The sequence below is a fragment of the Streptomyces koelreuteriae genome, from assembly GCF_018604545.1.
Classification (GTDB): domain Bacteria; phylum Actinomycetota; class Actinomycetes; order Streptomycetales; family Streptomycetaceae; genus Streptomyces; species Streptomyces koelreuteriae.
The window spans coordinates 5145175-5165380 of the sequence record NZ_CP075896.1; the positions used below are offsets into that span (position 1 = coordinate 5145175).

General features: G+C 70.4%; 16 protein-coding genes. 15 read left to right on the forward strand and 1 reads right to left on the reverse strand.

The window, feature by feature from the left end:
• Nucleotides 1-15: 15 nt before the first annotated feature.
• The 9 genes from KJK29_RS23225 to KJK29_RS23265 all read left to right on the forward strand — a co-directional run bounded on the left by KJK29_RS23225 (nt 16) and on the right by KJK29_RS23265 (nt 11949).
• Nucleotides 16-942, forward strand: coding sequence for a hypothetical protein (locus KJK29_RS23225; protein WP_215121065.1), 927 nt, complete (start codon nt 16-18; stop codon nt 940-942).
• A gap of 154 nt (nt 943-1096) precedes the next feature.
• Complete coding sequence (locus tag KJK29_RS23230) at nt 1097-2482, forward strand: nitrate/nitrite transporter (protein WP_215121066.1); 1386 nt, start codon at nt 1097-1099, stop codon at nt 2480-2482.
• A gap of 116 nt (nt 2483-2598) precedes the next feature.
• The gene (locus tag KJK29_RS23235; RefSeq protein WP_215124421.1) at nt 2599-3750 is read left to right on the forward strand and encodes a uroporphyrinogen-III synthase; all 1152 of its coding nucleotides are present in this window, start codon (nt 2599-2601) and stop codon (nt 3748-3750) included.
• A 1175-nt stretch (nt 3751-4925) separates the two neighbouring features.
• The gene (locus tag KJK29_RS23240; RefSeq protein WP_215121067.1) at nt 4926-5519 is read left to right on the forward strand and encodes a CGNR zinc finger domain-containing protein; all 594 of its coding nucleotides are present in this window, start codon (nt 4926-4928) and stop codon (nt 5517-5519) included.
• Between the two features lie 373 nt (nt 5520-5892).
• Nucleotides 5893-6414 carry a sigma-70 family RNA polymerase sigma factor gene (locus KJK29_RS23245; RefSeq protein ID WP_010039908.1) on the forward strand — a complete coding sequence of 174 codons (522 nt, stop codon included), beginning with the start codon at nt 5893-5895 and terminating at the stop codon, nt 6412-6414.
• Entirely contained in the window at nt 6414-7241 is an 828-nt protein-coding gene (locus tag KJK29_RS23250) for an anti-sigma factor family protein (RefSeq protein WP_285439955.1), read from the forward strand. Before KJK29_RS23245 ends, KJK29_RS23250 begins: the two co-directional genes overlap by 1 nt.
• A 60-nt stretch (nt 7242-7301) precedes the next feature.
• Nucleotides 7302-9590, forward strand: a complete 2289-nt coding sequence (locus KJK29_RS23255; RefSeq protein ID WP_215121069.1) for a HelD family protein — start codon at nt 7302-7304, stop codon at nt 9588-9590.
• A gap of 368 nt (nt 9591-9958) precedes the next feature.
• Complete coding sequence (locus KJK29_RS23260; RefSeq protein ID WP_215121070.1) at nt 9959-11377, forward strand: NAD-dependent malic enzyme; 1419 nt, start codon at nt 9959-9961, stop codon at nt 11375-11377.
• A gap of 290 nt (nt 11378-11667) precedes the next feature.
• Complete coding sequence (locus tag KJK29_RS23265; RefSeq protein ID WP_215121071.1) at nt 11668-11949, forward strand: HU family DNA-binding protein; 282 nt, start codon at nt 11668-11670, stop codon at nt 11947-11949.
• 369 nt (nt 11950-12318) lie between these two features.
• Here KJK29_RS23265 and murA read toward each other — a convergent pair whose 3' ends face one another.
• Complete coding sequence (murA, locus tag KJK29_RS23270; RefSeq protein ID WP_215121072.1) at nt 12319-13659, reverse strand: UDP-N-acetylglucosamine 1-carboxyvinyltransferase; 1341 nt, start codon at nt 13657-13659, stop codon at nt 12319-12321.
• A 252-nt stretch (nt 13660-13911) separates the two neighbouring features.
• On the opposite strand from murA, the gene KJK29_RS23275 reads away from it, so the two are divergent.
• From KJK29_RS23275 to KJK29_RS23300, 6 genes are all read left to right on the forward strand, one after another.
• Nucleotides 13912-14484: a YqgE/AlgH family protein gene (locus tag KJK29_RS23275; protein ID WP_215121073.1), complete on the forward strand. Its 573-nt coding sequence runs from the start codon at nt 13912-13914 to the stop codon at nt 14482-14484.
• A 29-nt stretch (nt 14485-14513) separates the two neighbouring features.
• Nucleotides 14514-14795, forward strand: a complete 282-nt coding sequence (locus KJK29_RS23280; RefSeq protein WP_010039914.1) for a DUF3039 domain-containing protein — start codon at nt 14514-14516, stop codon at nt 14793-14795.
• Between the two features lie 217 nt (nt 14796-15012).
• Nucleotides 15013-16311: an extracellular solute-binding protein gene (locus KJK29_RS23285; RefSeq protein WP_215121074.1), complete on the forward strand. Its 1299-nt coding sequence runs from the start codon at nt 15013-15015 to the stop codon at nt 16309-16311.
• 401 nt (nt 16312-16712) lie between these two features.
• Entirely contained in the window at nt 16713-17540 is an 828-nt protein-coding gene (locus KJK29_RS23290) for a carbohydrate ABC transporter permease (RefSeq protein WP_215124422.1), read from the forward strand.
• Nucleotides 17537-18382: a carbohydrate ABC transporter permease gene (locus KJK29_RS23295; protein ID WP_193478365.1), complete on the forward strand. Its 846-nt coding sequence runs from the start codon at nt 17537-17539 to the stop codon at nt 18380-18382. The genes KJK29_RS23290 and KJK29_RS23295 overlap by 4 nt, the downstream gene beginning before the upstream one ends.
• A gap of 4 nt (nt 18383-18386) precedes the next feature.
• Nucleotides 18387-20033, forward strand: coding sequence for a beta-N-acetylhexosaminidase (locus KJK29_RS23300; protein WP_215121075.1), 1647 nt, complete (start codon nt 18387-18389; stop codon nt 20031-20033).
• Nucleotides 20034-20206 lie beyond the last annotated feature (173 nt).

Here is a 20206-nt window from a genome sequence, read left to right on the forward strand (position 1 = left end):
CGGGGGAGCGGTGGGATGAGCAAGCGGCAGACACAGAAGATGCTGCGGCTGATGGCGAGCGGGGAGCCGGTCGAGCTCACCAGCCCGATGGCGTCCGTGAAGAAGCTCGCCCGGCTGGCCTTCGTCGCCCAGCAGTTCGGCTACGAGTACGCGGACGTCCGGCAGAGCAACGGCCGCAACGGCGCGCTCACGATGCTGATCCTCCCCGACCCCAGCCCGCACGCCCGGGGCCGGGCCGCGCAGAACTGGGCGCAGTATCCGAACGCCGCCGACGGTGTCTCCCTGCCGCCGCTCGTGCCCGACGCCTTCGAGCTCCTCAAGGCCCGGATCAACTTCGACCTCACCGGCAAGAGCGCCGAGAAGCGCATGGGCTACGCGGCCCTCGGCCTCACGATCGGCTGCGTGATCCTCGCCCTGCGCTCCGGAGGGGATGCCTCCGCCTTCATCGTCGCGGGCGTGATCTGGCTGCTCCTCATGGCGGTCTTCGGCATCGGGCTCCTGGTCACCCGCAAGCGCAACGCGAAGTTCGCCGCCCGGCTGCAGGCGGCCGGCTTCATGCCGGTGACGGACGAGAACGGGCGGATGCGGTACCTGCCGCCGGGGGCGCAGCTGCCCGGGCACGGCAATCCCTTCGGCGGGGGGCCGTACGGCGGTGCGCCGGGCCAGGGCGGTGGAGTGCCCGGGCAGGCGCCCGTAGGTTACGGATACCAGCAGCCGGCACAGGGACAGGGACAGGCGCCGGGCCCGTATGCCCAGCCCGCCCCAGGCCCGTACGCCCAGCCCGCCCCGGGCCCCTACCCGCCTCAGCCCGCGCCCGGGCACGCGCCCGGTCCGTACGGGACGCAGCCCCCTGCCGCGCCGTATCCGCCGCAGCAGCAGCCCGGCCCCTACGCGCCGCAGCAGCCGCCGCAGAATCCCCACTGGCAGCACCCGCAGCGCTGACACAATGGCGTCGAACCTCTCATCCCGCCCGGGCCCGGGGTGAGAGCAAAGTTCCACCGAGGTCACTCGGTGGCACAGTCACGAAACGCGTTCTCCCTACCTTCGGATTCAGCCACTCGTAGTACGACCGAGTCCCGGAGCAAGTGGAGGCGTCATGACAGGCCCTGGCACGGCACCCGCACCCCCGAGCAGGGGCGGACGCTGGATCCGGCACTGGGATCCGGAGAACGAGACCTTCTGGAAGGAAACCGGGGAGAAGGTCGCCCGCCGCAACCTCTACTTCTCCGTGCTGTCCGAGCACATCGGCTTCTCCATCTGGACCCTGTGGTCCGTGATGGTGCTCTTCATGGGCCCGGAGTACGGCCTGACCCCCGCCGACAAATTCATGCTGACCTCGATGGTCACGCTGGTCGGCGCGGTCGTCCGGGTCCCCTACACCTTCGCCGTCGCGATCTTCGGCGGCCGGAACTGGACGATCATCTCCGCCGGCCTCCTGCTGGTCCCGACCGTCGCCGCGTTCACCGTGATGGAGCCGGGCACCTCCTTCTCCACCTTCCTGCTGGTCGGACTGCTCGCCGGTATCGGCGGCGGCAACTTCGCCTCCTCCATGACCAACATCAACGCCTTCTTCCCGCTGCGGAAGAAGGGCTGGGCCCTCGGCCTGAACGCGGGCGGCGGCAACATCGGGGTCCCCGTGGCGCAGCTGGTCGCGCTGGCGATCATCGGTGCCGGTGGCGGCCCGCGCGTGCTGCTGGGGATCTACATCCCGCTGATCGTCGTGGCCGCCGTCATGGCCGCGCTGTTCATGGACAACCTGGAGAACGTCAAGAACGACACCGGCGCCGCCAAGGACGCCGCGCGGGACGCCCACACGTGGATCATGTCCGTCCTCTACATCGGCACCTTCGGCTCCTTCATCGGCTACAGCTTCGCCTTCGGCCAGGTCCTGACAAGCCAGTTCGGCCGTACGCCGCTCCAGGCCGCGTACGTCACCTTCCTCGGCCCGCTGCTCGGCTCCCTGATCCGGCCCGTCGGCGGCTGGCTCGCCGACCGGTACGGCGGCGCGAAGATCAGCCTGTGGAACTACGTCGCCATGGGTGTCGCGACGGCGGTCCTGATCGGTGCCTCCATGGAGAAGTCGCTGGCACTGTTCACCGGGGCGTTCGTGGTGCTGTTCGTCCTCAGCGGGCTCGGCAACGGCTCCACGTTCAAGATGATCCCGGGCATCTTCCAGAACAAGGCCCTGGCCAAGGGGCTGCGGGGTGAGGAGGCCGCGGCGTACGGGCGCAGGCTCTCCGGCGCCTCCATGGGACTCATCGGCGCGGTGGGCGCGCTCGGCGGTGTCGGCATCAACCTCGCCTTCCGCCAGTCCTTCCTCTCCTACGGCTCCGGGACCGGCGCGTTCGTCGCCTTCCTCGGCTTCTACGCGGTCTGCTTCGGAATCACCTGGGCCGTATACCTTCGGGGTACGGCACCGCGGGTACCCGCCACGACGACAGCCTCGGAGGCGAAGCCGCAGCTCAACTACGCCAAGGTGTGAAGTAACACCGCGGACATCAAGCCGAACCGAGCCTGTCACGAGCCGTTGACAGGCTCGATCGGCATACACGTACGCCGAACCCATGGAGTACGACGACTCGAATGCGGGACGAGAGCATGCACGAGGAACAACAGCGACCGGAACACGGCCCACTGGCGGGATTCACCGTGGGCGTCACGGCCGCGCGCCGGGCCGAGGAGCTGGGCACGCTGCTCCAGCGGCGCGGCGCCACCGTCCTGCATGCCCCCGCCCTGCGGATCGTGCCGCTCGCCGACGACAGCGAGCTGCTGGCCGCGACGAAGGAGATCATCCACCAGGTGCCGGACATCGTCGTGGCGACGACCGCGATCGGGTTCCGGGGCTGGGTCGAGGCCGCGGACGGCTGGGGTCTGGGCGAGGATCTGCTGGCGCGGCTGGGCGGCGTACGGATCATGGCGCGCGGGCCCAAGGTCAAGGGCGCGGTGCGGGCCGCCGGGCTGACGGAGGAGTGGTCGCCGTCGTCGGAGTCCATGGCGGAGGTGCTCGACCGGCTGCTGGAGGAAGGCGTCGACGGGCTGCGGATCGCGATCCAGCTGCACGGGGAGCCGTTGCCCGGGTTCGTGGAGTCGCTGCGGGCCGGTGGTGCCGAGGTCGTCGGGGTGCCCGTCTACCGGTGGATGCCGCCGGAGGACATCGGGCCGGTCGACCGTCTCCTGGACGCGACGGTGTCCCGCGGCGTCGACGCGCTGACCTTCACCAGCGCGCCCGCCGCGGCGTCCCTGCTCTCCCGGGCGGAGGAACGCGGACTGCTCCCCGAGGTGCTGGCGGCACTCGGCCACGACGTCCTGCCGGCCTGTGTCGGACCGGTCACCGCGCTGCCGCTGCAGGGCCACGGCATCGACACGGTCCAGCCCGAGCGCTTCCGGCTCGGCCCGCTCGTCCAGCTCCTCTGCCAGGAGCTGCCCGGGCGGGCGCGCTCGCTGCCGATCGCCGGGCACCGGGTGGAGATCCGCGGCCACGCCGTCCTGGTCGACGGCGACCTCAAGCCCGTCCCGCCCGCCGGCATGGCCCTCCTGCGCGCCCTCTCCCGCCGCCCCGGCTGGGTCGTAGCCCGCGCCGACCTCCTGCGCGCCCTGCCCGGCGCCGGCCGCGACGAACACGCCGTCGAAACCGCCATGGCCCGCCTCCGCACCGCCCTCGGCGCCCCCAAACTGATCCAGACGGTGGTCAAACGCGGCTACCGCCTGGCCCTGGACCCGGCAGCGGAAACGAAGTACGCGGACGCGTGACGCTCCGCAGGGGTCGAGCGGCACACCGCGACTACGCACGCGGCGTGCTCAACCCGACGCCTGCCGCAGCACCGCGCCACGCGGCGGCCCGACGGGAAGCCTCGACGACATCGACGGCGGTCCCCCCGGGGCGCGACCGCCAACACCCCTGGCCTCCGCCCGGCTCGGGCGGGGGGCGACGGCCTACGGTCCCCCGGCTGGTCCTCGCGGGGTGACACCGATGCCCCGGGAGGCGAACTGCTGGCGGTCCTCCCCTGGGCGACCGCCGACACCCCGGCCCGCCCGGATCCGGCGGGCAGCCGGGGGCGACGACTGACGATCCCCTCCCGCGATGTCGAGGACGGCGGTCCCTCTCCGTTGTCGTCGGCGGCGACAGCCGCCTGCGCCCAGCCCGGGCGGGCGCTCACGCGGATGAGCTGCGCCGCGACTGGGCCGAGGGCATCGCGGGCTGGGCCTAGGCCAACAGTCCGGGCCGAGGGGCGCCGGTGTGCGGAGCTGTGCTGTCGCTCGGCCCACAGTCCGCTGCGGGCCCTCGGCGGCAGCGCCTCGTGGATCGCGCACCGGCGGCTCAGCGGGTACGCCGACCAGCGGCAGCACCTTCAACGAGGAACACGGCAGGCGAGCTCGCCCTCGAAAAGCGCCGGTGTCGGTGGCGAAGGCCAGGGCCGGGTCCCGGGATCCGCCGCTGTGCGGGGCTCAGCTCCGGGCGGTCGGCGGCGAAGCGTCGCGTGGCCGGGCTGGAGGCACCGGCGGACGTGGCCGCTCCGCGAGCCCTCGCCGAGGCCCTGTCATACGAAACCCTGTCGGATGGCCGTGTCGCGGCCGGACCCAGACACCCGCCGACAAGGCCTCTCCGCGACACCGGCCGACGAAGCCGCTCCGCGAGCCTCCCCAGCGGCACCAACGTCCGAGGCCCTGTCGCGGCCGGCCCCGAACACCGCCCGACGAGGCCTCTTCGAGAGCCGCCCCGGAACGCCCCGTCGCCCGCCCCCGACACCGCCCCCTGGCCGGAACCCCCACCCCCGTCGGCCGGTCATCGGTGTCAGCCCCGTGTCGAGGGGTTTCCGGCGGGGGAGTGGGCAGGCACTGTATGAGGGAACGGTTTCCCAGCCCTCTCACTGGCATCTCACCGGCCCTCTCGCGACCGGGGTGAACCCCTAGGCGGTGACAGGCACATGGCACTGGGTACGGCCACGGCCCCGTACGAGCTGCGGTTCGATGCCGGGCGGATCTGCCTGGATCTGCTCTCCACCACGCATCCGGAGGAGCGGCTCGACTCCGTGGACGTGCTGCGCGCCTGGATCACCGGCTCCGGTCTCGTCCCGGCGGACACCGCTCTGGCCCACGCCGACTCCGGCTGGCTCGCGGCCTTCCGTGAACTGCGCGACCAGGTCGGGAGGTTGGTCCGCGGCTGGTCGGCGCCCCGGGCCCGGGCGTACGACTTCGCGCTCGCGCGCGTCAACGATCTGGCCACTTTCGCACCGCCCGCCCCACGGGCCGTTCGCGACGGAGACGGTGAACTCATACGGCAGTTGGACGACCCGCCCGACTGCGCCGCCCTGCTCGCGGCCGTCGCCCGGGACGCCGTCGACCTGCTCACCGACCCCGTCGCCCGCGCGGCGCTGCGCCAGTGCGAAGGGGACAACTGCCCCATCGTGTACCTCGACACCTCCCGGGGACGCAGGAGGCGTTGGTGCTCCAGTGAGGTTTGCGGGAACCGCGAACGGGTCGCCCGGCATCGCCGTCGCGCCGCACTCGCACGGGCTTAAATCCCTTTTGCCCATCACGGCACCGCCGTTGCGTGGCAACTGCAACCAATTCCCTTGTCCTAAATGACACTTCTGCGAACGCGCTGTCGAAGTGATTTCGATTACATACCGTTTACCTACGCCACCGTAGGGAAGCCCTGAGTTGATCTTGCTCATGTGGCGGAAATGTGAAGATCGCGGGGTGGGAATGTGACCCCATGTCCAGCTCGTCACGTCATCTCGAAGAAATCTGTCGCCTCTCGTTGAACGCCCAACCGCTCGCTTGCGTACGGCATGTGGAGCGACCGACTGGGGGAACCCCCGGACACCGGAGGTGGGCGTGCGCAAGGATTCCGTCGTGGCCAATGAACGTGCACCGAGGGCCCGACATCGCATGTCCCAGCCCTCGGAACCCGACGAGGAGCTGATGCGTGCTCTGTACAGAGAACACGCCGGTCCCCTGCTGGCTTACGTCCTGCGACTGGTCGCCGGAGACCGGCAGCGCGCCGAGGACGTCGTGCAGGAGACGCTCATCCGTGCCTGGAAGAACGCCGGTCAGCTCAATCGGGCGACCGGATCGGTACGCCCCTGGCTGGTGACGGTCGCCCGGCGCATCGTCATCGACGGCCACCGCAGCCGGCAGGCCCGGCCGCAGGAGGTCGACCCGTCGCCGCTGGAGGTCATCCCCGCGGAGGACGAGATCGACAAGGCGCTGTGGCTGATGACTCTGTCGGACGCACTCGACGACCTGACCCCCGCCCACCGGGAGGTGCTCGTCGAGACGTACTTCAAGGGGCGTACCGTCAATGAGGCGGCCGAGACCCTGGGCATACCCAGCGGCACCGTCCGCTCCAGGGTGTTCTACGCCCTGCGTTCGATGAAGCTGGCACTGGAGGAGCGGGGGGTGACGGCGTGATGAGTGTTTACGGGGGTAACCAAGGGTTCGGTACGGGAGGCATGGGTATGTCAGGACCCATGCAGGAATCCCCGGTGCCGAACGAGCACGAGACCGTCGGCGCCTACGCCCTCGGCATCCTCGACGACGCCGAAGCAACCGCTTTCGAAGCCCACCTCGCGGGCTGCGAATGGTGCGCCCAGCAGCTCGACGAGCTGGCCGGCATGGAGCCGATGCTCGCCGCCCTCGCCGACCTGCCCGGCTCCGGCACACCCGCGATCGGCGAGTCGCTGTCCGCGAAGCCCCGGCCGCGCCTGGTGGAGAAGCTCGTCGACGAGGTCGCCGAGCGCCGCGCCCAGAAGCGCCGCCGCAGCTTCTACATGGTGGCCGCGTCCGCCGCGCTGATCGCCGGCGGTCCCTTCGTCGCGGTCGCGACGAACGGCGGCGGCGACAGCTCCGGCGCGGAGAACCGCCCGCTCTCCGCGAGCCCGGCCAAGGAAGCCTTCAACGGCATCTCCGACAAGATCACGGCCACCGACCCGACCACCAAGGTCACCGCGACGGTCGCCCTCCAGAAGAAGGACTGGGGCACCGGCATGGTCCTGGAGGCGAAGAACCTCAAGGGCCCGCTGAAGTGCGCCCTCGTCGCGGTCGGGAAGAACGGCGAGCGCGAGACGCTCTCCTCCTGGTCCGTCCCGAACTGGGGCTACGGCATCCCGGACGCCACGACCGAGAAGGCCAAGGAGCCGCTGTACGTCCAGGGCGGCGCCGCCTTCCAGCCCAACGAGATCGACCACTTCGAGATCGTGACCTTCGACGGCAAGCGCCTGGTCGAGGTCGACGCGTAGCCTTTCGGGGTCCCCTTCGCGTACGGTAGACGGCTGCCATGCACGTCAGAAGGGGGCCCGGTGGCCGCTCAGGCTCAACAGGAAACCGCGCTCGAAGACTCCCTGAGAGACCGCGAGATCAGCGTCGAACAGGAACACCTCGACCGGGTGTACCGACGCCTCGAGGAGAAGATCCACGAGGCCGAGTTCCTCATGAACGACGCGGCCCAGCGCGGCCAGGTCGGCACGCCCGGCGCACTCGCCGAACGGGACGCGCAGGTCTTCCGGGCGGGCGTCCACCTCAACCGGCTCAACAACGAGTTCGAGGACTTCCTCTTCGGCCGTATCGACCTGCTGACCGGCAAGGACGGCAAGAAGGGCCCCGACGGCGCGTACACAGCGGTGGAGCCCGCCGAGGGCGCCGTTCGCGCGGACGACACCGCCGACATCGCCGAGACCCTGCACATCGGCCGCATCGGCGTCCTCGACCAGGACTACGCCCCGCTGGTCATCGACTGGCGGGCCCCGGCCGCCGCCCCCTTCTACCGCTCCACCCCCGTCGACCCCGGCCGGGTCGTCCGCCGCCGTGTGATCCGCTCCAAGGGCCGCAAGGTGCTCGGCGTCGAGGACGACCTGATGCGCCCCGAGCTGACGGCCTTCCTCGACGGCGACGAACTGCCCGTCATCGGAGACGGCGCCCTGATGGCCGCGCTCGGCCAGGCCCGCAGCCACACCATGCGCGACATCGTCGCCTCCATCCAGGCCGAACAGGACCTGGTCATCCGCGCCCCCGCCGCCTCCGTGACCTATGTCGAAGGCGGCCCCGGCACCGGCAAGACCGCCGTGGCCCTGCACCGCGCGGCCTACCTCCTCTACCAGGACCGGCGCCGGTACGCGGGCGGCATCCTGATCGTCTCCCCGACCCCGCTGCTCGTCGCCTACACCGAGGGCGTGCTGCCCTCCCTCGGCGAGGAGGGCCAGGTCGCCATCCGCGCCATCGGTTCCCTCGTCGACGGCAGCGAGGCCACGCTCTACGACGCCCCGTCCGTGGCCCGCGCCAAGGGCTCCTACCGCATGCTCAAGGTGCTGCGGAAGGCCGCCCGCGGTGCCCTGGAGCTCAACGACACGCCGACCCGCCTGCGCGTGGTCGCCTTCGGCCGCCGACTTGAGCTGGAGGACCGGGAACTGCAGGGCATCCGCCGCGCCGCCCTCGGCGGCACCGCCCCCGTCAACCTGCTGCGCCCGCGCGCCCGCAAGCTGCTCCTGGACGCCCTGTGGGAGCAGTCCGGCTCGGCCAACCGGCACAGCGATCCGGAGCTGGCCGCCGAGCTGCGCTCCTCCTTCGACGAGGACATCACCTCCGAGGACGCCTTCATCGCCTTCCTCGACGCCTGGTGGCCGGAGCTGACCCCGGCTGCCGTCCTGGACGCCATGAGCGACGAGCGGCGCCTCGGCCGCTGGGCCCGGCGGATCCTCAACCCCGGGGAGGTCCGCAAGGTCGCCCGCTCCCTCAAGCGCGACGGCCGCTCCGTGCACGACATCGCCCTGCTCGACGAGCTCCAGGCCGTCCTCGGCGCCCCCGCCCGCCCCCGGAAGAAGCGCGAGCTCGACCCGCTGGACCAGCTCACCGGCCTGGAGGAGCTGATGCCGGTGCGCGAGGAGTCCCAGCGCGAGCGGGCCGAGCGACTCGCCCAGGAACGCACCGAGTACGCGCACGTCATCGTCGACGAGGCGCAGGACCTCACCCCCATGCAGTGGCGCATGGTCGGCCGCCGCGGCCGGCACGCCACCTGGACGGTCGTCGGCGACCCGGCCCAGTCCTCCTGGTCCGACCCGGACGAGGCCGCCGAGGCCCGCGACGAGGCCCTCGGCACCCGCCCGCGCCGACGCTTCGAACTCACCGTGAACTACCGCAACCCGGCCGAGATCGCCGAGCTGGCCTCGAAGGTGCTGGCGCTGGCCATGCCCGGCTCCGAGTCCCCGAGAGCGGTCCGCTCCACCGGCGTCGAACCCCGCTTCACGGTCGTCGAGGACAGCCTCGGCGAAACCGTCCGCGAGGAGGCGGCCCGGCTGCTGGAGCGCGTCGACGGCACGGTCGGCGTGGTCGTCGCCATGCAGCGCCGCGCGGAGGCCCGGCGCTGGCTCGCCGGGCTCGGCGACCGGGTGGTGGCCCTCGGCAGCCTGGAGGCCAAGGGCCTGGAGTACGACGCGACGATCGTGGTCTCCCCGGCGGAGATCGCCGACGAGTCCCCGGCCGGACTGCGTGTGCTCTACGTCGCGCTGACCCGGGCCACCCAGCAGCTCACGGTCGTCTCGGCGGAGCGGGACGAGCCCGACGCGGCGGGAGTTCCGGACCTGCTGAGGGACTGATCCCGGCCGTCCGACGGACCGCGGCCCGATACCCACTTGCCGGCGAAATGAACTCCCGGTACGGGAATGGCCTTACGGGATCTGTTTGTTAGCCTGGATGTGGCACCGGCTCGATCCAAGCCCCCGGGCCCAACCTTCGTCGCTACGAGCGACCACTTGCCGCGAGGCGAGCATGGCGGGTCGGTGCCACTTAATCTTTTCAGGGGACTTGCGCAGAGACCCACGTCCGACGTGACGTGGGTCTCTTTTTGCTGGCCCGTTTCGCGAACAAAAAGTTCGCAATCGGAGGCGGCTACCAGCTACCCAGCGGTAGGTGCGACTATCGGACGGCACAACTCAGCGTCAGGTGAAAGCAGAGGAAGTCGGCCATGGCAACGGCGCCCAGCGTCTCCTACTCGATGACGGTCCGGCTGGAGGTGCCCGCGAGCGGAACCGCCGTCTCGCAGCTCACCACCGCCGTGGAGTCCTCCGGAGGCTCGGTGACCGGCCTCGACGTCACCGCGTCCGGTCACGAGAAGCTCCGTATCGACGTCACCATCGCGGCCTCGTCGACCGCGCACGCGGACGAGATCGTCGAGGAACTCCGCGGCATCGAGGGCGTCACGCTGGGCAAGGTCTCGGACCGGACCTTCCTCATGCACCTCGGCGGCAAGATCGAGATGGCGTCGAAGCACCCCATCCGCAACCGTGACGACCTGTCCATGGTCTACACGCCCGGCGTGGCCCGCGTCTGCATGGCGATCGCCGAGAACCCCGAGGACGCCCGCCGCCTCACGATCAAGCGCAACTCCGTTGCGGTCGTGACGGACGGCTCCGCCGTGCTGGGCCTGGGCAACATCGGCCCGAAGGCCGCGCTGCCCGTCATGGAGGGCAAGGCGGCCCTCTTCAAGCGGTTCGCCGGCATCGACGCCTGGCCGATCTGCCTCGACACCCAGGACACCGACGCGATCGTCGAGATCGTCAAGGCCATCGCCCCGGGCTTCGCCGGCATCAACCTCGAGGACATCTCCGCCCCCCGCTGCTTCGAGATCGAGGCCCGGCTGCGCGAGGCCCTCGACATCCCCGTCTTCCACGACGACCAGCACGGCACCGCGATCGTCGTCCTCGCCGCGCTGACGAACGCGCTGCGTGTCACGGGCAAGGCGATCGAGAACATCCGCGTCGTCATGTCCGGCGCGGGCGCGGCCGGTACGGCCATCCTGAAGCTGCTGCTCGCCGCGGGCGTCAAGAACGCCGTCGTCGCCGACATCCACGGCGTGGTGCACGCGGGCCGCGAGGACCTGGTGGACGCCGCCCCGGACTCCGCGCTGCGCTGGATCGCCGACAACACCAACCCCGAGGGCCTCACGGGCACGCTCAAGGAGGCCGTGCGCGGCGCGGACGTCTTCATCGGCGTCTCGGCCCCGAACGTCCTCGACGGCGACGACGTGGCCGCCATGGCCGACGGTGCCATCGTGTTCGCGCTCGCGAACCCGGACCCCGAGGTCGACCCGGCAATCGCCCGCCAGACCGCGGCCGTTGTCGCGACGGGCCGCTCCGACTTCCCGAACCAGATCAACAACGTGCTGGTCTTCCCGGGTGTCTTCCGCGGTCTGCTGGACGCGCAGTCCCGTACGGTCAACACCGAGATGATGCTGGCCGCCGCGACGGCCCTCGCGGACGTGGTGACCGAGGACGAGCTGAACCCGAACTACATCATCCCGAGCGTCTTCAACGACAAGGTCGCTGGCGCGGTCGCCGGGGCCGTGCGGGAGGCCGCCAAGGCGGTGGGGGCGTCCGCCCTCTGACTGTGAGTATCCCCACGGCCGCCCGGGGAACGGCGCGTCGCAGGACCTCTGTGAGCAGCGGAGCCCTATCGTGGCGGCCAGGCTCAGGCCCTCGTTTCGTGTGACTCCTGAAGGGTGTACTCACGACTCGTGCGGGTGCCGGATTGGCTTTCCCGCCGCAGGTAGGGGCAGGATGCGTCTCTGGGCGCGAGGGTCTGACGACGGACCCGGTCCGGGGACTCACGGAGGACCCTGGCAGCATCGGCTTCGATCTGACGCCTCAACGGCAAGATGAACACGGGAGTAACAACATGAACCGCAGTGAGCTGGTGGCCGCGCTGGCCGACCGCGCCGAGGTGACCCGCAAGGACGCCGACGCCGTGCTGGCCGCGTTCGCCGAGGTCGTCGGCGACATCGTCTCCAAGGGCGACGAGAAGGTCACGATCCCCGGCTTCCTGACCTTCGAGCGCACCCACCGTGCCGCTCGCACCGCCCGCAACCCGCAGACCGGCGAGCCCATCCAGATTCCGGCCGGCTACAGCGTGAAGGTCTCCGCGGGCTCGAAGCTCAAGGAATCCGCCAAGGGTAAGTAATCCTGCTCTTCGTACGCCCCGGACGGCGTACGAGGCACAGTGAAACCAAAGGGGCGGCCACCCGATTCGGGTGGCCGCCCCTTTGGCATCAGTGCGCGCTCTACGGCTGCGCCGGCCCGGCGTACGACTGACGCCCGGGGTGATGCCCCCGGGCGTCTGGTCGTACGGGCTTCAGGCCCGCGTGGGGTCAGCCCAGGGCCTTGCCCGGGAGTTCGACCTTTGCGCCGAGCTCCATCAGCTTCTCCATGCTGTGCCTGCCCGGGGGCAACCCCCGGACCCCCGGCCGGACGGGCGCTGCCCGCGCGTACGACTGACGCCCGGGGTGATGCCCCCGGGCGTCGGTCAGGCGGGCATGAGGCCCGCGTCGGGTCAGCCCAGGGCCTTGCCCGGGAGTTCGACCTTTGCGCCGAGCTCCATCAGCTTCTCCATGAAGTTCTCGTAGCCGCGGTTGATGAGGCCGATGCCGTGGACCCGGGACGTGCCCTGGGCGGCGAGGGCCGCGATGAGGTACGAGAAGCCGCCGCGGAGGTCGGGGATGACCAGGTCGGCGCCCTGGAGCTTGGTGGGGCCGGAGACGACCGCCGAGTGGAGGAAGTTGCGCTGACCGAAGCGGCAGTCGGAGCCGCCCAGGCACTCACGGTAGAGCTGGATGTGCGCGCCCATCTGGTTCAGGGCGGAGGTGAAGCCGAGGCGGGACTCGTAGACCGTCTCATGGACGATGGACAGGCCCGTCGCCTGCGTCAGGGCCACCACCAGCGGCTGCTGCCAGTCGGTCTGGAAGCCGGGGTGGACGTCCGTCTCCAGCGCGATGGACTTGAGCTGCCCGCCGGGGTGCCAGAAGCGGATGCCCTCGTCGTCGATCTCGAACGCCCCGCCCACCTTCCGGAAGGTGTTCAGGAACGTCATCATCGAGCGCTGCTGCGCGCCGCGGACATAGACGTTGCCCTCGGTCGCCAGCGCCGCCGACGCCCAGGACGCGGCCTCCAGCCGGTCCGACAGGGCGTGGTGGGTGTAGCCGCCGAGCTTGTCCACACCGGTGATGCGGATCGTCCGGTCGGTGTCCATCGCGATGATCGCGCCCATTTTCTGCAGAACGCAGATCAGGTCCTCGATCTCCGGCTCGACGGCCGCGTTGGACAGCTCCGTGACGCCCTCCGCGAGGACCGCCGTCAGCAGCACCTGCTCGGTCGCGCCGACGGACGGGTACGGCAGCCGGATCTTCGTACCGCGCAGCCGCTGCGGCGCCTCCAGGTACTGCCCGTCCTCCCGCTTCTCGATGCGCGCGCCGAACTGCCGCAGCACGTCGAAGTGGAAGTCGATGGGCCGGCCGCCGATGTCGCAGCCGCCGAGGCCGGGAATGAAGGCGTGGCCGAGACGGTGCAGCAGCGGACCGCAGAACAGGATCGGGATGCGGCTCGAACCGGCGTGGGCATCGATGTCAGCGACGTTGGCGCTCTCCACGCGCGTCGGGTCCATCACCAGTTCGCCGGGCTCGTCCCCCGGACGGACCGTCACACCGTGAAGCTGCAGCAGGCCCCGCACGACCCGGACGTCACGGATGTCCGGAACATTGCGCAGCCGGCTCGGAGCGCTGCCCAGCAGCGCCGCCACCATGGCCTTCGGTACGAGGTTCTTCGCACCGCGGACACGGATCTCGCCCTCCAGCGGGGTTCCGCCGTGGACAAGCAGGACATCGTCGTTGACGGTCATGAATCTCGCGTTCCGTGGAGTCGGGCAGGGGCCAGAAGGGAAAGGGTAATCGCCCACCACCCCCCTTCTGTAAGCCTGAGTCAGACCCAGACACGTCATAGCTCTGTCACAACACGAACGGTTCCGTGCCGGGCACATGGGGTCACGGTCACTTTCGTGCGCGTGTACTGCTTCAGCGCGCCCTGAGCTGCGTTCCCTCGTGTCCCCTCATTGCCTCCCCACGCGGAGGGAAGATGCGGGATCATGTCTGGCATGACCGAGGTGTCCTCGCTCACAGGGCGGTTGCTCGTGGCCACCCCCGCCCTGGCGGACCCGAACTTCGACCGCGCGGTGGTGCTGCTCCTCGACCACGACGAGGAGGGCTCGCTCGGTGTCGTCCTCAACCGTCCCACCCCGGTGGACGTGGAGGACATCCTGGAGGGCTGGGGGGATCTCGCCGGCGAGCCGGGCGTCGTCTTCCAGGGCGGTCCGGTCTCGCTGGACTCGGCCCTCGGGGTCGCGGTCGTCCCCGGCGGAGCGTCGGGGGAGGCGGGCCCGCTGGGCTGGCGCCGGGTCCACGGCGCGATCGGCCTGGTCGATCTGGAGGCCCCGCCGCAGCTGCTGGCCTCGGCCCTCGGCTCCCTGCGGATCTTCGCCGGGTACGCCGGCTGGGGCCCGGGCCAGCTGGAGGACGAGCTGGTGGACGGCGCGTGGTACGTCGTGGAGTCGGAGCCCGGCGATGTCTCGTCCCCGTGTCCCGAGCGGCTCTGGCGCGACGTGCTGCGCCGCCAGCGGGGCGAGCTGGCGATGGTGGCGACGTATCCGGACGACCCTTCGCTCAACTGATGCGTGTGAGCTTCAGTACCCTGGGGCCTATGAGCACTCTCGAGCCCGAGCGCGGGACTGGTACGGGGACCCTCGTAGAGCCGACGCCGCAGACCTCGCACGGTGACGGTGACCACGAGCGCTTCGCCCATTACGTCCAGAAGGACAAGATCATGGCGAGCGCCCTCGACGGCACCCCCGTCGTGGCGCTGTGCGGCAAGGTGTGGGTGCCGGGCCGCGACCCGAAGAAGTACCCCGTGTGTCCCATGTGCAAGGAGATCTACGAGTCCATGGGCTCCGGCGACGACGACAAGGGCAAGGGCGACAAGTAGTCGGCGCCCGGCCCGTGTGATCCCAAGGCCTCCAGGGTGCGTTTTGCGTGCCCTGGAGGCTTTTGCGCTGTCCGGGCGTTGCGCGGGGTGCTTCCGCCGGTCACAGAGTGGTTGAGACCTCTTGTGGTCGTGTTCATGCAGTCCCTAGCCTCCGATGTGTTGTGCACAGCGAAACCTTCATTGCGCATGTTGCAACACCCCCTCGGAGGAGCACTTCATGAAGCTGTCCGTCCGTTTTGCCGGGCTCACGGCGATCGCCGCCCTGCTGGCCACCGCCTGCGCGCCCCAGACCTCCGGTAACTCCTCCTCCGACAAGGACGAGAAGACCGGCGCGCTGCGTGTCTGGCTCTTCCAGGAGGTCGGCAACACCCCCAAGGAGAAGGTCGTCGACTCGGTCGTCGCCGACTTCGAGAAGGCCCACAAGGGCACCGAGGTCAAGGTCGAGTACATCCCGATCGAGACCCGCGCCCAGCGCGTCAAGGCCGCCTTCAACGACCCCGCCTCCGCTCCGGACGTCATGGAGTACGGCAACACCGACACGGCCGGCTATGTGAAGGACGGCGGACTCCTCGACGTCACGAAGGACTTCGGCGACTGGAGCGAGGCGAAGGACACCGACCCGACCGCGAAGCAGTCGGTGACGGTGGACGGCAAGATGTACGGCGCCCCGTTCTACGTCGGCGTCCGCGCCCTGTACTACCGCACGGACGTCTTCGAGGAACTGGGTCTGAAGCCCCCGAAGACGATGGACGAACTGGCCTCCACCGCCCGGGCGATCCGCGCCGCGAAGCCCGACCTCTACGGGCTCGTCGTCGGCGGCGCCTACACCTACGGCGCGATGCCGTTCGTGTGGGCCAACGGCGGTGAACTCGCCAACGGCAAGGGCGGCTCGTACGCCTCCGGCATCGACAGCCCTGAGGCCCAGAAGGGCATCGAGGCGTACACGTCCCTCTTCGGCGACGACAACTGCCCGGCCGCCAAGTGCGCGGGCATGGGCGGCAACGACACGGTCTCCGCCTTCGCCGCCGGGAAGGCCGGGATGGCGATCGGCGGCGACTTCAGCCACACCGCCGTCGAGGCCGGGAAGGTCAAGGGCAAGTACGCCGTCGTCCCCCTGCCGGGTGTGAAGTCCGGCTCGATCGCGCCTGCCTTCGCCGGCGGCAACAACATCGGCGTCCTGAAGAGCACCTCGCACCGCACGCTCGCCGTCGAGCTGATGGAACAGCTCGCCTCGAAGAAGACCCAGACCGAGCTCTTCGGCGCGATGGGCTTCCTGCCGACCTTCACGGACGTACGCCAGCAGGTCGCGACCGAGGAGCCGTTCGTGAAGCCCTTCGTCCAGACCCTCTCGGCCGGCACCAAGTTCGTCCCCGCCTCACCCGCCTGGGCCCAGATCGACTCCTCACTCGTCCTGCCGACGATGTTCCAGGAGGTCATCGCGGGCAAGAAGGACGTCCCCGCCGCCTCCGAGGCCGCCGCGAAGAAGATGAACACCGCGTTCGGCTCCGCCGGGTGACCCGGATGAACGACCGTGGGGAATCGGCGGAAGCCGGCCTGGCCGGGACCGACACCGCCGGGGTCGATCCGCCTGGTGCCGGCTTGGCGGGAACTGCCGGGGCGGCGGGCGGTCCTGTCGGGAAGGTCGCGGCGGGAGCCGCGCGCGACCTGCCCGGCGGCCATGCCGCGCCCGCTTCCACGAGCGTCGCCGCAGCGCCCGGCGGTCCGGCCGGGTCGGTCGGGGATCGTTCCCGCGAGGCCCACGCAGAGGAGGGCGGCGGTTCGCCGCGCCGGCTTTCGGGCAAGGCCGCCGGCGGGGCGCGGAGCGGGCGTCCGGGGTCGCGACGGGCCGCGCCCGGCAGATCCGTCGGCGCCTCCGGCGGCTGGACGCCCTGGCTCTACCTCGCGCCCGCGCTCCTCGTGCTCGGCGGGCTGCTCGTCTACCCGATCTATCAACTCGGCCTGATCTCGTTCTTCGAGTACACCCAGGCCCAGGTCAGCGGCGGCGAACCGACCACGTTCCAGGGGTTCGGGAACTATGCCGAGCTGTTCGGGGACCCGCAGTTCTGGCAGGTGCTGCTCGCCACCGTGCTGTTCGCGGCGGCCTGTGTCGTCTCCACGCTCGCGGTCGGCTGCGCCCTCGCCGTGCTCCTCACGCGCGTACGGGCCCTGCCGCGGCTCGCGCTGATGCTGGCCGCGCTGGGCGCGTGGGCGACCCCGGCCGTCACCGGCTCCACCGTCTGGCTGTTCCTCTTCGACCCGGACTTCGGCCCGGTCAACCGGATGCTGGGACTCGGCGACCACTCCTGGACGTACGGCCGTATCAGCGCCTTCTTCCTCGTCCTGCTCGAAGTGGTGTGGTGCTCCTTCCCGTTCGTGATGGTGACCGTGTACGCCGGTATCCGCGCCGTCCCCTCCGAGGTCCTGGAGGCCGCCGCCCTGGACGGCGCCTCGCAGTGGCGGATCTGGCGCTCCGTACTCGCCCCGATGCTCCGCCCGATCCTGGTCGTCGTCACCATCCAGTCGGTCATCTGGGACTTCAAGGTCTTCACGCAGATCTACGTCATGACGAACGGCGGCGGCATCGCGGGCCAGAACCTGGTCCTGAACGTCTACGCCTACCAACAGGCGTTCGCGTCCTCGCAGTACAGCCTCGGCTCGGCGATCGGCGTCGTGATGCTGCTGATCCTGCTCGCCGTCACGCTGGTGTACCTGCGGCTGCTGCGCCGGCAGGGAGAGGAACTGTGAATCTTCTACGCGCCCGTGTCCGCCGCCCGGGACGGCTGGCCGCCGAGGCCTCGGCCCTGCTGATCGCGGTGGTCGTCGCCTTCCCCCTCTACTGGATGGTGCTCAGCGCCTTCAAACCGGCCGGGGAGATCGAGTCGAGCGAGCCCAGGCCGTGGACTCTCGCGCCCTCCCTGGATTCCTTCCGGCGCGTCTTCGGGCAGCAGGAATTCGGCCGTTACTTCCTCAACAGCCTCGTCGTCGCGAGCTGTGTCGTGATCGCCTCCGCGCTGATCGCGTTTCTCGCCGCGACCGCCGTGACACGATTCCGCTTCCGCCTGAGGACCACCCTGCTGATCATGTTTCTGGTGGCCCAGATGGTGCCCGTGGAAGCCCTCACGATCCCCCTCTTCTTCCTCATGCGGGACTTCGGTCAGCTCAACACGCTCGGTTCGCTGATCCTGCCGCACATCGCCTTCTCGCTGCCCTTCGCGATCTGGATGCTGCGGGGGTTCGTGAAAGGCGTTCCGGAGGCGCTGGAGGAGGCCGCGTACATCGACGGGGCGAGCCGGGCGCGATTCCTCTGGCAGATCCTTTTCCCCCTCGTCCTGCCGGGCCTCGTGGCCACCAGCGTGTTTTCCTTCATCTCCGCCTGGAACGACTTCCTCTTCGCCAAGTCGTTCATCATCAGTGACACTTCCCAGTCGACGCTGCCCATGGCGCTGCTGGTCTTCTACAAGCCCGACGACCCGGACTGGGGCGGCGTCATGGCCGCCTCCACGGTGATGACGATCCCGGTCCTGGTCTTCTTCGTACTCGTGCAGCGGCGGCTCGTGTCGGGGCTGGGCGGGGCGGTAAAGGACTGACGTGATGGATCTGATTCCGGCACCCCGCAGCGTCGTCACCGGCCCCGGCCCCGGCTCCGGCACCGGTGAGGTGCGGCTCACGGCGCACTCCCGGCTCCGCGCCGGCCCCGGGACGGAGGGCGTCGGCCACTGGCTGCGCACCGCCCTGGGGCAGGCCACCGGCCTGCCGCTCCACGAAGGGTGCGAACCCGGCGACGACGGCATCCGGCTCCGACTCGACCCCGACCTCGGCCCCGAGGAGTACCGCCTCGTCAGCGACCCCGACGGCGTCCTCATCGAGGGCGGCAGCGCGGCCGGTGTCTTCTGGGGCGCCCAGACGCTGCGCCAGCTCCTCGGCCCCGACACGTACCGCAGGGCCCCGCTCGGCCCCGACCGCGCCCGGTCCGTGCCGCACCTCACGATCGAGGACGCGCCCCGATTCCGCTGGCGCGGCCTGATGCTCGACGTCGCCCGGCACTTCATGCCCAAGGAAGGCGTCCTGCGTTACCTCGATCTGATGGCGGCGCACAAACTCAACGTCTTCCACTTCCATCTGACGGACGACCAGGGCTGGCGCATCGAGATCGAGCGGCATCCACGGCTGACGGAGATCGGCTCCTGGCGGGCCCGTACCAAAACCGGCCACCGCGCCTCACCCCTGTGGGAGGAGAAGCCGCACGGCGGCTACTACACCCGGGACGACATCCGGGAGATCGTCGCCTACGCCGCCGAGCGGCATATCACCGTCGTCCCCGAAATCGACGTACCCGGCCACTCGCAGGCCGCCATCGCCGCGTACCCGGAACTCGGCAACACCGACGTCATCGCTGCATCCATTGAGGGGGGCAACAGCCTCTCCGTCTGGGACACCTGGGGAATCAACCCGAACGTACTCGCCCCCACTGACAACACCCTGCGCTTCTACGAGGGCGTCTTCGAGGAAGTCCTGGAGCTGTTCCCGTCGGAGTTCGTCCACATCGGCGGCGACGAATGCCCCAAGGAGCAGTGGCGGAGCTCGGAGACCGCCCAGGCGCGCATCAGGGAACTCGGGCTCGCGGACGAGGACGAGCTCCAGTCCTGGTTCGTCGGGCACTTCGACGCGTGGCTCTCCGCGCGCGGACGGCGGCTGATCGGCTGGGACGAGATCCTGGAGGGCGGGCTGGCCAAGGGCGCGGCCGTCTCCTCCTGGCGCGGCTACGCCGGAGGCATCGCCGCCGCCCGGGCCGGCCACGACGTCGTCATGTGCCCCGAGCAGCAGGTGTATCTGGACCACCGTCAGGACCCGGGCCCCGACGAGCCGGTACCGATCGGGTGGGTGCGCACCCTGGAGGACGTCTACCGGTTCGAGCCGGTGCCGCCGGAGCTGACGCCCGAGGAGGCCCGGCACGTGCTGGGCACCCAGGCCAACCTGTGGACCGAGGTGATGGAGGACCACGCGCGCGTGGACTACCAGGCGTTCCCCCGGCTCGCGGCCTTCGCCGAGGTCGCCTGGAGCGCGCTGCCCGCCCCGGCGGAACGGGACTTCACCGGCTTCGAGCAGCGGATGACCACCCACTACCGGCGGCTCGACGCCCTGGGCGTCGCCTACCGGCCCCCCACCGGACCGCTGCCCTGGCAGCGGCGTCCCGGGGTGCTGGGGCGTCCGATCGACGGCCCGCCGCCCCACCGCTAGGACGTCCCGCGACTACCGAACAGCTCGAACAGGCCACGGATAATGCGCACAAGGGTCACCGAAAGTGCCAATCGGCACGCACTGGTGAACCCGTGCGAAAACGGACCATCTCCCCGATGAGGTGGGCGAATGCCTCCTAGCGGACCCGTGTCTTCGGCTCTCGCCAAGATGTG

Coding starts and splice junctions, on each gene's coding strand:
- KJK29_RS23225 (WP_215121065.1), top strand. CDS start 16: ATGAGCAAGCGGCAGACACAGAAGATGCTGCGGCTGATGGCGAGCGGG.
- KJK29_RS23230 (WP_215121066.1), top strand. CDS start 1,097: ATGACAGGCCCTGGCACGGCACCCGCACCCCCGAGCAGGGGCGGACGC.
- KJK29_RS23235 (WP_215124421.1), top strand. CDS start 2,599: ATGCACGAGGAACAACAGCGACCGGAACACGGCCCACTGGCGGGATTC.
- KJK29_RS23240 (WP_215121067.1), top strand. CDS start 4,926: ATGGCACTGGGTACGGCCACGGCCCCGTACGAGCTGCGGTTCGATGCC.
- KJK29_RS23245 (WP_010039908.1), top strand. CDS start 5,893: ATGTCCCAGCCCTCGGAACCCGACGAGGAGCTGATGCGTGCTCTGTAC.
- KJK29_RS23250 (WP_285439955.1), top strand. CDS start 6,414: ATGAGTGTTTACGGGGGTAACCAAGGGTTCGGTACGGGAGGCATGGGT.
- KJK29_RS23260 (WP_215121070.1), top strand. CDS start 9,959: ATGGCAACGGCGCCCAGCGTCTCCTACTCGATGACGGTCCGGCTGGAG.
- KJK29_RS23265 (WP_215121071.1), top strand. CDS start 11,668: ATGAACCGCAGTGAGCTGGTGGCCGCGCTGGCCGACCGCGCCGAGGTG.
- murA (WP_215121072.1), bottom strand. CDS start 13,659: ATGACCGTCAACGACGATGTCCTGCTTGTCCACGGCGGAACCCCGCTG.
- KJK29_RS23275 (WP_215121073.1), top strand. CDS start 13,912: ATGACCGAGGTGTCCTCGCTCACAGGGCGGTTGCTCGTGGCCACCCCC.
- KJK29_RS23280 (WP_010039914.1), top strand. CDS start 14,514: ATGAGCACTCTCGAGCCCGAGCGCGGGACTGGTACGGGGACCCTCGTA.
- KJK29_RS23285 (WP_215121074.1), top strand. CDS start 15,013: ATGAAGCTGTCCGTCCGTTTTGCCGGGCTCACGGCGATCGCCGCCCTG.
- KJK29_RS23300 (WP_215121075.1), top strand. CDS start 18,387: ATGGATCTGATTCCGGCACCCCGCAGCGTCGTCACCGGCCCCGGCCCC.